A 16585-nucleotide genomic window follows, 5' to 3' on the forward strand; every position below is an offset into this window, starting at 1 on the left:
CTCAGCGCGTCCACGCCTCTAGGGAAAACCGGAGCCGTCCATGGCGAGACTGGGCGGGCGACGGGTCGGACCTGACGTCAGGAGCCTGCGGCCGGCCCCCGGAACGGGCCTGCCGGGACGGGCCCGCACGACAGGGCCGCCCGCACCGCGTTCCTGGCGACCCCCGGAGAGGTTGACGTCCCGATGTCGAACGAAGACAAGCTCCGCGACTACCTGAAGCGGGCGATCGCGGACCTCCACGAGGCCCGCGAACAGCTCCGCGAGGCGACCGAGCAGCACCGGGAGCCGATCGCCGTGGTCGGCATGGCCTGCCGACTGCCGGGTGGGGTCACCTCCCCGGAGGAGCTCTGGGACCTGGTGTGCGACGGCGTCGACGCCGTCTCCGCCTTCCCCACCGACCGCGGCTGGGACCTGCCCGAGGGCGCCGTCACCTCTCGCGAGAGCGGATTCCTGCACGACGCGGGCGAGTTCGACGCCGGGTTCTTCGGCATCTCCCCGCGCGAGGCCCTCGCCATGGACCCCCAGCAGCGGATCCTTCTGGAGACCGCGTGGGAGGCCGTCGAACGGGCCGGTATCGACCCCGGGACGCTGACCGGCACGCCGACCGGTGTGTTCGTCGGCGCCGGACACGGCGGCTACGACAGCGCCTCCACCACCGCGGGCCAGGTCGCCGAGACCGCCGCCGGACACCTGCTGACCGGTAACACCGTCAGCGTCGCCTCCGGCCGCGTCTCCTACGTCCTCGGCCTCGAAGGCCCGGCCATCACGGTCGACACCGCGTGCTCCTCCTCCCTCGTCGCCCTGCACCTCGCCGTCCAGTCGCTGCGCCGTGGCGAGTGCACGCTCGCGCTCGCGGGCGGCGTGACGGTGATGTCGAGCCCGCAGATGTTCACCGAGTTCTCCCGGCAGGGCGGCCTCGCCGCCGACGGCCGGTGCAAGCCCTTCGCGGCGGCGGCCGACGGCACCGCGTGGAGCGAGGGCGCGGCCGTCCTCCTGGTCGAGCGGCTCTCCGACGCGCAGCGCCTCGGCCACCCGGTGCTGGCCGTAGTGCGCGGCTCGGCCGTCAACCAGGACGGCGCCTCGAACGGGCTGACGGCGCCCAACGGGCCGTCGCAGCAGCGCGTGATCCGGGCGGCGCTGGCCGACGCCGGTCTGACGCCCGCTGAGGTGGACGTCGTCGAGGCGCACGGCACGGGCACGCGGCTCGGCGACCCGATCGAGGCGCAGGCCCTGCTCGCGACGTACGGTCAGGACCGCGAACAGCCGTTGCTCATAGGCGCGTTGAAGTCCAACACCGGCCACACCCAGGCCGCCTCCGGCGTGGCCGGGGTGATCAAGACGGTGCTCGCGATGCGGCACGGCCTGCTGCCGCGCACCCTGCACCTCGACGCCCCGACCCCGCACGTCGACTGGACCGCCGCCACCGCCGAACTGCTGGGCGAGGCCCGGGAGTGGCCCGCCAACGCGTGGCCCCGGCGCGCGGCGGTCTCCTCCTTCGGCGTGAGCGGTACCAACGCGCACGTCGTGCTGGAGGCGGCGCCGGCGGAGCCCGCCGTTGACGTCGCGCCCGAGGCCGCGCCCGAGGCGGTGCTGCCGTGGGTGTTGTCGGCGCACGACGAGACGGCCCTGCGGGCCCAGGCCGGACGTCTGGCCACCCACCTCCGGACGCGCGGACCGCTCGACCCGGCCGACGTCGCGTATTCCCTGGCGACCGGCCGGACGGCCATGGCCCACCGGGCCGTCGTCGTCTCGGCCGACCCGGAGGAGCGCCTGCGCGCCCTGGACGCCCTGGCCGCCGGGGGCGGGGGAGCGGGCCGCGTGACGGGCGTCGCGGAGAAGGGGGCGACGGCGTTCCTGTTCTCGGGTCAGGGGTCGCAGCGGCTGGGGATGGGGCGGGAGTTGTACGGCCGGTTCCCGGCGTTCGCTCAGGCCTTCGACGAGGTGTGCGGGGCGGTGGATCTGCCGCTGCGGGACGTCGTCTGGGGATCGGACGAGGAACTGCTGAACCGGACGGAGTACGCCCAGGTGGCGCTCTTCGCCGTCGAGGTGGCGCTGTACCGGCTGATGGAATCCCTGGGTGTGCGGCCGGAGTTCGTGGCCGGGCACTCGATCGGTGAGGTGGCGGCCGCGCACGTCGCCGGGGTGTTCTCCCTGCAGGACGCCTGCGCGCTGGTGAGCGCTCGCGGCCGGCTGATGCAGGCGCTGCCCTCGGGTGGCGCCATGCTGGCGGTGCAGGCGACGGAGGACGAAGTCCTGCCGTTGCTGGGCGAGTTGGTGTCGATCGCCGCCGTGAACGGCCCGACCTCTGTCGTCGTTTCCGGCACGGAGGAGGCCGTCGAGGCGATCCGCGCGCACTTCGCCGACCGCAAGACGACCCGGCTGCGCGTCTCGCACGCGTTCCACTCGCCGCTGATGGACCCGATGCTGGAGGACTTCCGTTCCGTCCTCAACGGGCTGAGCTACAGCGCGCCGTCGATCCCGCTGGTCTCCAACCTGACCGGCGAACTGGCGGAGGGCCTGACCTCGCCCGACTACTGGGTGCGCCACGTCCGCGAGGCCGTCCGCTTCGGCGACGGCATCCGCACGCTGCACGAGGCCGGAGCCACCCGTTTCCTCGAACTCGGCCCGGACGGCGTCCTCACCGCGATGGCGGCCGAGTCGCTGCCCGCCGACGCGGCCCCCGCCGCCGTGCTCCGCAAGGACCGTCCCGAGGGGCTGGCCCTCCTGGAAGCACTTGCCCGCCTGCACGTGCGCGGCGCGGGCCCGGACTGGGCGGCGGTGCTCGCCGGGTCCGGCGGCCGTCGCGTCGACCTGCCCACGTATGCGTTCCAGCGGCAGCGCTACTGGCTGCCCGAGCTCCAGCACCGTGACGCGGGAGCGCCCTCCGCCGACCTGGTCGAGGACGCGTTCTGGACGGCCGTCGAGGCCGGCGACCTCCGGGAGGCGTCGGCCGTCCTCGGGATCGCGGAGGAGGCCGCGGAGGCCTCGCTCGACCACCTGCTGCCCGTCCTGGCCTCCTGGCGCGGGCAGCGGCGCCTGCTCGGCGCGCTGGACGGGTGGACGTACGGGACGAGCTGGGTGCCCGTACGCGGCCTCACCGACGCCGTACCGCCGGGCCGCTGGCTTGCCGTCGTCCCGGAGGGCGCGGAGGAGGAATGGCCCGAGGCCGTCCTCGACGCCCTCGCCGAGCGCGGCCTGCGGATCGAGCGGGTGGCGGGGACCGAGGCCCTGGCCTCGCTGCTTGCGGACGGCTCCGGCGAGCCGCTCGCCGGCGTCCTCTCCTTCCTCGCCGCCGACGGCCGCCCGCACCCCGACCACCACCTCGTCCCCCGCTACCTGCCCGCGACCGTCGAGTCGCTGCACACCCTGGAGGCCGCGGGCGGTCCGGCGAGGCTCTGGTGCCTCACCCGGGGAGCCGTCGCGGCCGAGGGCGCGGACCGCGTGAGCGAGCCCGAGCAGGCGCAGCTGTGGGGCCTCGGCCGGGTGGCTGCGCTGGAGCACCCGCAGCGCTGGGGCGGCCTGATCGACCTGCCCGCTGCCCCCGACGCCCGCACCGCCGTCCGCCTGGCCGGCCTCCTCGCCCAGACCGCCGAGGACCAGCTCGCCCTGCGCGGCTCCGGCGCCTACGCCCGCCGCCTGACGCGCCGCCACCTCCCGCCGGTGCCCGGCCGCGCGGCGGCGCCGCCGTCGTCCGCGCCGGAGGGACGAGCGACGGTGGGCGCGGAGCCCGTGGCCGCAGGCCAGGCCGTGCCGGTCGCCGACGCGGGTGGCGGGGTGCGGCCGGGCGCTCCGGGCACGGCGCCCGCGTCGGACGCCCCCGACGGCTGGACCGCGCCCCGAGGCACCGTCCTCGTCACCGGCGGCACCGGCGCCCTCGGTGCCCACGTCGCCCGCTGGCTGGCCCAGGCCGGTGCCGAGCACCTGGTCCTCGTCGGCCGCCGTGGCCCCGAGGCCCCCGGCGCGCAGCAGCTGAGCGACGAGCTGACCGCCCTCGGTGCCCGCGTCACCCTCGCCGCCTGCGACGTCGCCGACCGCGACGCGCTCGCCGCCCTCCTCGCCGCCGTCCCCGCCGAGTACCCGCTCGCCGGCGTCGTCCACGCCGCCGGTGTCCTCGACGACGGCGTGCTGGAGAGCCTCACGGCCGACCGCTTCGACGCCGTGCTCCGCGCCAAGGCCGTCTCCGCCCGCAACCTCCACGAGCTGACGGCCGGGCACGACCTCGCCCTGTTCGTCCTGTTCGCCTCGATCACCGGCGTCCTCGGCAACCCCGGCCAGGCCAACTACGCCGCCGCCAACGCCTACCTCGACTCCCTCGCCGAGCACCGCCGCGCCGCCGGGCTGCCCGCCACCGCCGTCGCCTGGGGCCCCTGGGCCGGGGCCGGCATGGCGGGGGACCACCCGGGCCTCACCGGGCGGATGCGGCGCAGCGGGCTCGCCCCGATGGACCCGGAGCGGGCGGTCGCCGCGCTGCGTCGGGCCCTGCTCGCGGATGCCTCCGGCCTCACCGTGGCCGACGTGGACTGGAGCGCGCTCGCCCCCGTGCTCACCGCCGCCCGTCCGAGCGCGCTGATCGCGGACCTGCCCGAGGTGCGTCGCGCGGTCCACCAGGGCGTCGCCACGACGACCACCGACTCCCCGCCGGCCGATCAGCTGCGCGGCCGCAGTGCCCACGAGCAGGAGCGCCTGCTGCTGGAGCTCGTCCGCACCGAGGCCGCCGCCGTCCTCGGGCACGCCTCCACCGCGACCGTCGACGCCGCCCGGGCGTTCCGGGACCTCGGCTTCGACTCGCTGACCGCCGTCGAGCTGCGCAACCGCCTCACCGCCGCGACCGGTCTGCGCCTGCCCGCCACTCTGCTGTTCGACCAGCCGACCCCGGCCGCCGTCGCCGCGCACCTGCGCGCCGAGCTGGCCGGCACGGCCGCGGGCGAGACGTTCGCGGCCCCTGCCGTCGCCGCCGACGAGCCGATCGCGATCGTCGCGATGGCCTGCCGCTTCCCCGGCGGCATCGAGTCGCCGGAGGACCTCTGGCGACTGCTCGCCGAGGGCCGCGACGCGGTGGGCCCGTTCCCGGCCGACCGGGGCTGGGACACCGACCGCCTGCACCACCCGGACCCTGACCACGAGGGCACCAGCTACGTCGCCGAGGGCGCGTTCCTCACCGCCCCGGCCGACTTCGACGCCGCCTTCTTCGGGATCTCCCCGCGCGAGGCCCTCGCGATGGACCCGCAGCAGCGGCTCCTGCTGGAGACGGTCTGGGAGGCCGTCGAGCGCTCCGGCATCGACCCCGGGGCGCTGCACGGCTCGCGGACCGGCGTGTTCGTCGGCTCCAACTTCCAGGACTACCAGGTGCTGCTGGACGCGGCCCGGGAGGGGGTCGCCGGGCACGTGATGACGGGCAACGCCGCGAGCGTGATCTCCGGCCGCGTCGCCTACACCCTCGGCCTGGAGGGCCCGGCCGTCACCGTCGACACCGCGTGCTCGTCCTCGCTGGTCGCCCTGCACCTGGCCGCCCAGGCGCTGCGCCGGGGCGAGTGCTCGCTGGCGCTCGCGGGCGGCGTGACGGTGATGTCCACGCCGCAGGTGTTCGTCGAGTTCTCACGCCAGCGCGGCCTGGCCCCCGACGGCCGCTGCAAGCCGTTCGCCGCCGCCGCGGACGGGACGGGCTGGGCCGAGGGCGTCGGCGTGCTGCTCGTCGAGCGGCTCTCGGACGCACGGCGCAACGGGCATCCCGTCCTCGCCGTCGTGCGCGGCTCCGCCGTCAACCAGGACGGCGCCTCGAACGGGCTGACGGCGCCCAACGGCCCGTCGCAGCAGCGGGTGATCCGGGCGGCGCTGGCCGACGCCGGTCTGACGCCCGCCGAGGTCGACGCCGTCGAGGCGCACGGCACCGGCACCCGCCTCGGCGACCCGATCGAGGCCCAGGCACTCCTCGCCGCCTACGGCCAGGACCGCGAACTCCCGCTGCTCCTGGGCTCGGTGAAGTCCAACATCGGCCACACCCAGGCCGCCGCCGGGGTCGCCGGCGTGATGAAGACCGTGCTCGCGATGCAGCACGGCGAGCTCCCGAAGTCCCTGCACATCGACGAGCCGACCGCGCAGGTCGACTGGACCGCCGGCGCCGTCGAACTGCTGAGCGAGGCCCGGTCCTGGCCCGAGACCGGACGGCCGCCGCGCGCCGGCGTCTCCTCGTTCGGCGTCAGCGGCACCAACGCCCACGTGATCCTCGAAGCGGCCCCCACGCCCGAGCCGCCGCCCGAGCGCCCGGCCGCCGCCCGCCCGCTGCCCTGGCTGCTGTCCGCCCGGACCCCCGAGGCCGTGCGCGGGCAGGCCCGCCGCCTCGCCGCCCATGTCCGTGCCGCCGAGCCCGCCCTCGACGACGTCGCCCGTTCCCTCGTCACGACCCGCACCGCCCTGGAGCACCGGGCCGCCGTCGTCGCGCCCGACCGGGCCGGGCTGTTGGACGGTCTGGACGCACTCGCCGAAGGCCGCGCCACCCCCGCCGTCCTGGAGGGCCAGGCCGCAGGGGAGGGAGCACCGGTGTTCGTCTTCCCCGGCCAGGGCTCCCAGTGGGTCGGTATGGCGGTCGAACTCCTCGACACCGCGCCGGTGTTCGCACAGCGCTTCGCCGAGTGCGCGGCGGCGCTGGAGCCGTACACCGACTGGTCGGCGACGGACGTCCTGCGTGGCCAGCCCGGTGCACCCGGCTTCGACCGGGTCGACGTCGTGCAGCCCGTGCTCTTCGCCGTCATGGTGTCGCTGGCCGGACTGTGGCGCGCGCACGGCGTCGAACCGGCCGCCGTGCTCGGCCACTCGCAGGGCGAGATCGCCGCCGCCTGCGTGGCCGGCGCGCTCTCCCTCGACGACGCCGCCCGCGTCGTCGCCCTGCGCAGCCGAGCGATCCGGCGGCTCGCGGGCCTCGGCGGCATGGTCTCGGTGGCCGAGCCGGTCGCCGCCGTCCGTGAGCGCCTCATGCGCTGGGACGAGCGCATCTCCGTCGCCGCCGTCAACGGACCCGGCTCGGTGGTGGTCTCGGGTGACCCCGAGGCCCTGGCGGAGCTGATCGCCGACTGCGAGCGGACCGGCGTGCGGGCCCGCCGCGTCCCCGTCGACTACGCCTCGCACTCCGCGCACGTCGAGCGCATCGAGCACGAGCTGCTCGACCTCCTCGCGCCGATCGCCCCGCGCGGCGCCGACGTCCCGTTCTGCTCGACCGTCACCGGCGCCGTGATCGACACCGCCGGGCTGGACGCCGCGTACTGGTACCGCAACCTGCGCCACACCGTGGAGTTCGAGCAGGCCACCCGCACCCTGCTGGCCGCCGGTCACCGGGTGTTCGTCGAGGTCAGCCCGCACCCCGTGGTGACCACCGGTGTCCAGGAGACGATCGAGGACAGCGGCCTGCCCGCCGCCGCCCTCGGCACGCTGCGCCGCGACGAGGGCGGCCCCGGCCGCTTCCTGCTCGCCTTCGCCGACGCGCGCAACCACGGCGCCCGGGTGGACTGGGACCTCCTGTTCGCCGGCACCGGCGCGCGCGCCACGGAACTGCCGACGTACCCGTTCCAGCGGCAGCGCTACTGGCCGCGCCCGGGCGGGACGGGTGGCGACGTCACCACGGCGGGGCTGGCCGCGCCGGAGCACCCGCTGCTCGGCGCCGCCGTCGAACTCGCCCAGGGCGGCGGGCTGGTGGCCACCGCCCGCTGGTCGCTGCACACCCACCCGTGGCTCGCCGACCACGCCGTCGCGGGCACCGTCGTGGTGCCCGGCGCCGCGCTGGTCGAGGCGGTCGTCCGGGCCGGCGACGAGCTCGGCTGCGGGCGCATCGAGGAACTGACCCTGCACGCGCCCGTCCTGCTGCCCGAGCGCGGTGCGCTCCAGGTGCAGATCGAGGTCGGCGCCCCGGACGACACGGGCCGGCGCCCGGTCGCCCTGCACACCCGCCCGGCCGCCCCGGAGGCGGCCGAGGGCTGGACCCGGCACGCCGACGGCAGCGTCGCCCCCGCCGGGGCCGAGCCCGCGCCGGCGTCCGCCGCCTGGCCGCCCGTCGGCGCCGAGCCGATCGACGTCGGCGGCTTCTACCCGGGCCTGCGCGAGCAGGGTTACGGCTACGGCCCGGTGTTCCAGGGCGTCCGCGCGGCCTGGCGCCTCGGCGCCGTCGTCCACGCGGAGGTCGAGCTGCCCGCGCCGGCCCGCGCCGACGCCGCCCGCTACGGCCTGCACCCCGCCCTCCTCGACGCCGCCCTGCACCCGGCCGGGCTCGGCCCGCTGGCGGGCCGCCCCGGGCTGCCGTTCGCCTGGACCGGCGTCACGCTCCACGCCGCCGGGGCCACCGCGCTGCGGGTGACGCTGACCCCGGCCGGGCCCGACACGGTGTCCGTCGCGATGACCGACCCGGCCGGCCGCCCGGTGGCCGCCATCGAGGCCCTGGCCGTGCGCCCGCTCGCCGAGGGCGCCTTCGACCCGGCCGCCCGGGTGGCGCGCGAGGCGCTCTTCCACCTGGACTGGCCGGCCCTGACCCTCCCCGAGCCGGGGCCGGCCCCCGCCGGCTGGACCGTCCTCGGCGAACCGCCCGCCCACGCGGCGGCCCTCGCCGAGGCGGGCGTCACCCTCGGCGCCGACGCGGACGTCACGCTCGTCGAACTCAGCGGCGACGAGCCGCTCGACGCCCTCGACCGCGCCCTCGCCGTCCTCCAGACGTGGCTCGCCGACGACCGCCCCGACGCCACCCTGCTCGTGACCACCCGCCGCGCCGTCGCCGCCGACCCCGCCGAGGACGTCCACGACCTGCCCGCCGCCGCCGTCCACGGCCTGGTCCGCTCCGCCCAGAGCGAGCACCCCGGCCGCATCGTCCTCGCCGACCTGGACGACGACCCCGCCTCCTGGCGCGCCCTGCCCGCCGCGCTCGCCACCGGGGAACCCCGGCTCGCCCTGCGCCACGGCACCGCCCACGCCCCCCGCCTGGCCCGCGCCCACACCGCCGAGCCGCTGCCCGTGCCCGACGGTCCGTGGCGCCTCGACATCCGCACCAAGGGCACCGTCGACAACCTGGAACTCCTGCCGAGTCCCGACGCGGCCGCGCCGCTCGCCGAGGGCGAGGTCCGCATCGAGATCCGCGCCGCCGGCCTCAACTTCCGCGACGTCCTCAACGCCCTCGACATGTACCCGGGCGGCGCCCGCTTCCTCGGCTCCGAGGCGGCCGGCGTCGTACGCGAACTCGGCCCCGGCGTCACCGGACTCGCCATCGGCGACCGCGTGATGGGCATGGTCCCGGGCGGGTTCGGCCCGCTCGCCGTCACCGATCACCGCCTGCTCGCCCGCGTCCCGCAGGGCTGGACCTTCGCCCAGGCCGCCTCGGTCCCCGTCGTCTTCCTCACCGCCTACTACGCCCTGCGCGACCTCGCGGACCTCCAGCCCGGCGAACGCCTCCTCGTCCACGCCGCGACCGGCGGCGTCGGCATGGCCGCCACCCAGCTCGGCCGCCTCTGGGGCGCCGAGGTCTACGGCACCGCGAGCGAGGCCAAGCAGCACCTGCTGCGCGCGGACGGCCTGCCCGACACCGCCGTCGCCTCCTCCCGAACCCTCGACTTCGAGGAGCGCTTCCGCACCGCCACCGGCGGCGAAGGCGTGGACGTCGTCCTCAACTCCCTCGCGGGGGAGTACGTCGACGCCTCGCTGCGCCTCCTCGGACCCGGCGGACGGCTGATCGAGATGGGCCGCACCGACGTCCGCGACCCCGCCGAGGTCGCCGCCACCCACGACGGCGCCCGCTACCGGGCCTTCGTCCTCCAGGAGGCCGGGCCCGAGCGGATCGGCCAGATGCTCGCCGACCTGGTCGAGCTGTTCGAGCGGGGCGCCCTGCGCCCCCTCCCGCTCACCTGCTGGGACGTCACCCGCGCCCGCGAGGCCTTCCGGTACATGGCCCAGGCCCGGCACACCGGCAAGATCGTGCTCACCGTCCCGCGCCCCTGGGACGCCGACGGCACCGTCCTGATCACCGGCGGCACCGGCACCCTCGGCGCCGAACTCGCCCGCCACCTGGTCACGGCGCGCGGCGTGCGGCGCCTGCTGCTCGCCGGCCGCAGCGGCCCCGGCGCCCCCGGCGCGGCCGCCCTCGCCGAGGAGCTGACCGCCCTCGGCGCCGAGGTCACCGTCGTCGCCTGCGACACCGCCGACCGCGACGCCCTGGCGGCCCTGCTGGCCGCCGTGCCCGCCGAGCACCCGCTCACCGCCGTCGTCCACGCGGCCGGCGTCCTCGACGACGGCGTCGTCGAAGGCCTGACGGCCGACCGGCTCGCCGCCGTGCTGCGCCCCAAGGCCGACGCCGCGCGCCACCTGCACGAGCTCACTCGCGGACTCGACCTCGCCGACCTCGTCCTGTTCTCCTCCGCCGCCGGCGTCTTCGGCTCGCCCGGCCAGGGCAACTACGCCGCCGCCAACGCCTGGCTCGACGCCCTCGCCCAGCACCGCCGCGTCGCAGGCCTGCCCACCACCGCCCTCGCCTGGGGCCTGTGGGCACAGGCCAGCACCATGACCTCCCACCTCGGCGCCACCGACCGGGCGCGCGCCGAGCAGTCCGGCGCGCTCACCCTCAGCACCCCGGACGGCCTCGCCCTGTTCGACGCCGCCCTCGCCGACCACCGCGCCCTGCTCGTCCCCGTCCGCCTCGACACCGCCGCCCTGCGCGCGCGCGGCGCGGCGGAACTCCCCGCCCTGCTGCGCTCCCTGCTGCGCTTTTCTCCTGGGGGCACCCCGGCCCGCCGCACCGCGCAGGGCGCCCAGGCCGCCGACGGGCTGCGCGCCCGCCTCGCCGGGCTCACCCCGGCCGACCGCGCCGCGGCGCTGCTCGACCTGGTGAGCGGCTGCACCGCGGCCGCCCTCGGCCACTCCTCGGCCGACCAGGTCCACGCCACGAGGCCGTTCCGCGACCTCGGCCTCGACTCCCTGACCGCCGTGGAACTGCGCAACCGCCTCAACACCGCGACCGGCCTGCGGCTGCCCGCGACCCTCGTGTTCGACCACCCCACCCCGGGGGCCCTCGCCGGGCACCTGGCCGACGGCCTCACCGGCACCGGCGGGGCGACCGCGGCCGGTGCGGCCCTCCAGACCGCCGACGAGCCGATCGCGATCGTCGGCATGGCCTGCCGCTTCCCCGGCGGCGTCGCGACCCCCGACGACCTGTGGACCCTGCTGTCCGACGGCGCCGACGCCATCGCCCCCTTCCCGGCCGACCGCGGCTGGGACCTCGACCGCCTCTACGACGGCATCCCCGACCACCCCGACTCCTCCCGCACCCGCGAGGGCGGCTTCCTCGCCGACGCCGCCGGCTTCGACGCCGCCTTCTTCGGCGTCAGCCCCAACGAGGCCCTCGCGATGGACCCGCAGCAGCGGCTCCTCCTGGAGACCTCGTGGGAGGCCCTGGAACGCGCCGGAATCGACCCCGGCACGCTGCGTGGCAGCCGCACCGGCGTCTTCGCCGGCCTGTCCTCCAGCGACTACCTCGACCGGGTCGCCCGCATCCCCGACGAGGCCGCGCCGTACGTCAGCACCGGCAACGCCGCGAGCGTGATCTCCGGCCGCGTCGCCTACACCCTCGGCCTGGAGGGCCCGGCGGTCACCGTCGACACCGCCTGCTCGTCGTCCCTGGTGGCGCTCCACCTCGCGGTCCGCGCGCTGCGCGGCGGCGAGTGCACGCTCGCCCTCGCGGGCGGTGTCACCGTGATGTCGACGCCGATGATCCCGGTCGACTTCGCCCGCCAGCGCGGCCTGGCCGCCGACGGCCGCTGCAAGCCCTTCGCCGACGCCGCCGACGGCACCGGCTTCTCCGAGGGCGTCGGCGTGCTGCTCGTCGAGCGGCTCTCGGACGCGCAGCGCAACGGGCACCCCGTCCTCGCCGTCGTGCGCGGCTCGGCCGTCAACCAGGACGGCGCCAGCAACGGGCTCAGCGCCCCGAACGGCCCGTCCCAGCAGCGGGTGATCCGGGCCGCGCTGGCCGACGCGGGCCTGACGCCCGCCGAGGTCGACGCCGTCGAGGCGCACGGCACCGGCACCCGCCTCGGCGACCCGATCGAGGCCCAGGCGCTCCTCGCCACCTACGGCCAGGAGCGTGAACACCCGCTCCTCGTCGGCTCGGTGAAGTCCAACCTCGGCCACACCCAGGCCGCCGCGGGCGTCGCCGGCGTCATGCGTACCGTCCTCGCCCTGCGGCACGCCGCCCTCCCGCAGAGCCTCCACATCGACCGGCCCACCACGCACGTCGACTGGACGGAGGGCGCCGTCGGCCTGCTCACCGAGGCCCGCGACTGGCCCGCCACCGGACGGCCCCGCCGCGCCGGCGTCTCGTCCTTCGGCCTCAGCGGCACCAACGCCCACGTGATCCTCGAACAGGCCCCGGACCAGGAGCCCGAGGTCGCCCCCGCGACCGAGCGCCCCGCCCTGCCCTGGCTGCTCTCCGCCCGCAGCGCCGAGGCCCTGCGAGGCCAGGCCCGTGCGCTGCTCGACCACCTCGACGTCAGCGCCGCCGCGCCGCTCGACCTCGCCCACTCCCTCGCCACCGGCCGCGCCCTGCTGGAGCACCGCGCCGCTGTCGTCGGCACGGGCACCGAGGACCTGCGGGCCGGCCTCGCCGCGCTCGCCGACGGAACGCCCGCCCCGGGCGTCGTCACCGGCCGGCACGGCGTCGGGCGCGACCGCCGGGTCGTCCTCGTCTTCCCCGGCCAGGGCTCCCAGTGGGCCGGCATGGGCGCCGAACTGCTCGACGCCTCACCGGAGTTCGCCGAGCGGATCGCCGCCTGCGGACAGGCCCTCGCCCCCTGGACGGACTGGTCCCTCGAAGCCGTCCTTCGCGGCGAAGTCGAAGCGCCGTCACTCGACCGCGTCGACGTCGCCCAGCCCGTCCTGTGGGCCACCATGATCGCGCTCGGCGCCTGCTGGCAGGCCCACGGCGTCACCCCCGCCGCCGTCCTCGGCCACTCCCAGGGCGAGATCGCGGCCGCCTGCGTGGCCGGCGCGCTCTCCCTGGAGGACGGCGCGAAGGTCGTCGCCCTGCGCAGCCAGGCCATCGCCCGCGGCCTCTCCGGCCACGGCGGCATGGTGTCGGTGCCGCAGTCCCACGCCGACGTCCTCGCCCGCATCGAGCCCTACGGCGGCCGGATCTCGGTGGCCGCCGCCAACGGCCCGTCCGGCGTCGTCGTCTCCGGCGAGACCGCCGCCCTCGACGACCTCCTGGCCGGCTGCGCCCGCGACGGCGTCCGGGCCAAGCGCATCCCCGTCGACTACGCCTCCCACTCCGCCCAGGTCGAGCGGATCGAGGAGACCCTCCTCACCGAACTCGCCGGACTGACCACGCGCGAGGCCCGCATCCCGTTCTTCTCCACCGTCACCGCCGACTGGCTCGGCGACACCCCGCTCGACGCCGGCTACTGGTACCGGAACCTGCGGCAGACCGTCCGCCTGGAGGAGTCCGTCCGCGCCCTGCTCGCCCAGGGCCACGACGCCTTCCTCGAATGCAGCCCGCACCCCGTGCTCGCCATGGCCGTCGAGGACACCGCGGCCGACGCGGGCGCCCAGGCCGTCGTGCTCGGCACCGTCCGGCGCGAGGACGGCGGCCCGGCCCGGCTGCTGACCTCCCTCGCCGAGGCCCACGTGCGCGGCGTGCGGATCGACTGGCGCCCCGCCCTCGCCGGCGGCCGGCCCGTCGACATGCCCACCTACGCCTTCCAGCGCCGCCGCTACTGGCTCGCCCAGGACGCCGCCCGCACCGGCGCGCCCCTCGAACCCTGCGGGCTGGACCGCGCCGTCCGCCTCGCGGACGCCGACACCGTGTTGCTCACCGGCCGGATCGGCACCACGACGCACCCGTGGACGGCCGACCACCGGGTGCGCGGCACCGCCGTCGTGCCGGGCACCGCGCTGCTCGACTGGGCCGTCCGGGCCGGCGACGAGGCGGGCTGCCCGACGGTCGCCGAGCTCGCCGAGCTCACCCCGCTGACCCTGCCCGACCACGGCACCGTCGACCTCCAACTCACCGCGGGACCCGCCGACGCCGACGGCCGACGGGCCCTCACCGTCCACGCCCGCCCGACCGGCGCGCCCGACGACACCCCGTGGACCCGCCACGCCACCGGCACCCTGACCACTGGCACTCCGACCACTGGCGGCGCCGACGGCACGGCCCTGACCGAATGGCCCCCCGCCGGTGCCCGCGCGCTGGCCGCCGAGCCGGACGGCACCGAGTACGGCGAGCGCTTCCGCACCGTCGTCGCGCGCTGGCAGCGCGGCGACGAGCTGTTCGCCGAGGTCGCCCTGCCCGAGGAGCACCGCACCGAGACGGCCGGCTTCCGCGTCCACCCCGGGCTGCTCCAGTCCCTGCTCGCCGCCCTCCCGGGCGGCACCGACCCCGCCCAGCCCACCGACTGGCGCGGCGTCACCGTCCACGCCACCGGCGCCGCCCTGCTCCGCGTCCGGCTCACGCCGGCCGCCGGCGGCAGCCACGCGCTCACCGCCGCCGACGCCGACGGCGCCTCCGTGCTCACCGCCGAGGCCGTCACCGTCCGCCCGATCGCGGCCGAGCACCTCGCCCCGGCGGCCGACCCGCTCTACGCGGTCGAGTGGGCCCCGACACCCAGGAGCGGGGTCCCTGCCGCTGACCTCGGGGACACGGCCGTCCTCGGCGACGACGCGCTCGCCGCCGCCCTCGGCGCCCGCGCCTACGCCGACCTCACCGACCTCACCGCCGCCCTCGACGCCGGAGAACCCGCACCCGCCACCGTCGTCCACCGCCTCACCACGGCCGACGACGGCGTCCCCGTCACCGCCGCGCACCGCGCCGTCCGGGCCGCCCACGGCCTCGCCCGCGCCTGGCTCGGCGAACCCCGGCTCGCCGACGCCCGCCTCGCCCTGCTCACCCACGGCGCCGAGGCCGCAGCCCCCGCCACCGAGGCCACCGTCCTCGCCCAGGCGGCGGCCCACGGACTCATCCGCTCCGCCCAGTCCGAGAACCCCGGCCGTTTCCTCCTCGTCGACCTCGACGGCGCCCCGGCCTCCGACGCCGCCCTGCCCACCGCCCTCGCCGTCCCCGACGAGCCACGCCTGGCCGTCCGTGGCGGCGAGGTGACGGCACCTCGGCTGCGCCCCCTGGCCCCCGGGGGAGGCCGAGCGTGGTCCTGGAACCCCGCGGGCACCGTCCTGATCACCGGCGGCACCGGCACCCTCGGCGCCTTCGTCGCCCGCCACCTCGCCGCCGAACACGGCGTGCGCCACCTCCTGCTCACCGGCCGCCGAGGCCCCGACGCCCCCGGCGTCGCCGAACTCCTCGCCGACCTCGCGGCCCTCGGTGCCGACGCCCGCGTCGCCGCCTGCGACACCGCCGACCGCGCCGCCCTCGACGCGCTCCTCGCCACCGTCCCCGCCGAGCACCCGCTCACCGGCGTCGTCCACGCCGCCGGCGTCCTGCACGACGGACTGCTCGAAAGCCTGACGGACGACCAGCTCACCGAGGTGCTGCGCCCCAAGGTCGACGCCGGGTGGAACCTCCACGAGGCGACCAGTCACCTCGACCTCTCCGCCTTCGTCCTGTTCTCCTCCTTCGCCGCCACGGCCGGCGGCCCCGGCCAGGCCAACTACGCCGCCGCCAACGCCTTCCTCGACGCCCTCGCCCACCACCGCCGCGCCGAAGGCCGCCCGGCCGTCTCCCTCGCGTGGGGATACTGGGGAGAATCGAGTGGAATGACGTCCACGCTGGACGCCGTGGACATCGCCCGCTTCGCGCGCTCCGGCATGCTGCCCCTCACGGCCGTCCAGGGCCTCGCCCTGCTCGACGCCGCGAGCGGCGTCGACCGACCGCACCTGGCCCCGATCCGGCTCGACCGGCACGCCCTCGCCATGGCCGGGGCTCCGCCGCTCTTCGCCGAGCTCGCTCCCCGCCGCGCCGTCCGGCGCACGGCCGCAGGCCCGGCCGGGAGCACGGCGACCGGTGAGCGAGGTGTCCTGGACCGGCTGCCCGGCCTCGCCGCCGCCCAGCAGGAGAAGCTGCTGCTGGACGTCGTCGTCGGACACCTCGCCGCCGTCCTGGGCCACGCCTCGCCCCAGGCCGTCGAACCCGAGCGCGGCTTCCTCGACCTCGGCATGTCCTCCCTGACCGCCGTCGAGCTGCGCAACCGCCTCAACGCCGAACTCGGCCTGCGGCTGCCCACCACGACGATCTTCGACCATCCGTCGCCCACCGCCCTCGCCGGGCGCCTGCGCGACCTGGTCGGCGCGCCCACCGGCACCGCGGCGCCCGACCGGCCCGTCTTCGCCGAACTCGACGAGCTGGAGAGCGCGCTCGGCGCCACCGAACTGGACGCCGACTCCCGGACCCGCCTCCTCGCCCGCCTCAAGAGCCTCCAGTGGCGGCTCGACGGCGAAGCGACCGAGTCGCCTGCGGCCGCCGCCGGGCCGGACGACGCGCTCGACGACACCACGGACGACGAGATGTTCGACCTGATCGACCGCGAGCTCGGACTCGCCTGAGGACCGGCCCCGGGGCCGTCCGCCCCGGGGCCGTCCCACGGACCCGTGCCACCCTTCCGAACTGCGAGGATTCCCACCC

General features: G+C 77.2%; 1 protein-coding gene. It reads left to right on the forward strand.

Annotation, left to right across the window (positions count from 1 at the left end):
- Window positions 1-183 precede the first annotated feature (183 nt).
- Window positions 184-16506, forward strand: a complete 16323-nt coding sequence (locus ACH4E7_RS30415) for an SDR family NAD(P)-dependent oxidoreductase (RefSeq protein WP_396252349.1) — start codon at window positions 184-186, stop codon at window positions 16504-16506.
- Window positions 16507-16585: the final 79 nt, after the last annotated feature.

Source organism: Kitasatospora sp. NPDC018058 (genome assembly GCF_044327205.1).
GTDB lineage: Bacteria > Actinomycetota > Actinomycetes > Streptomycetales > Streptomycetaceae > Kitasatospora.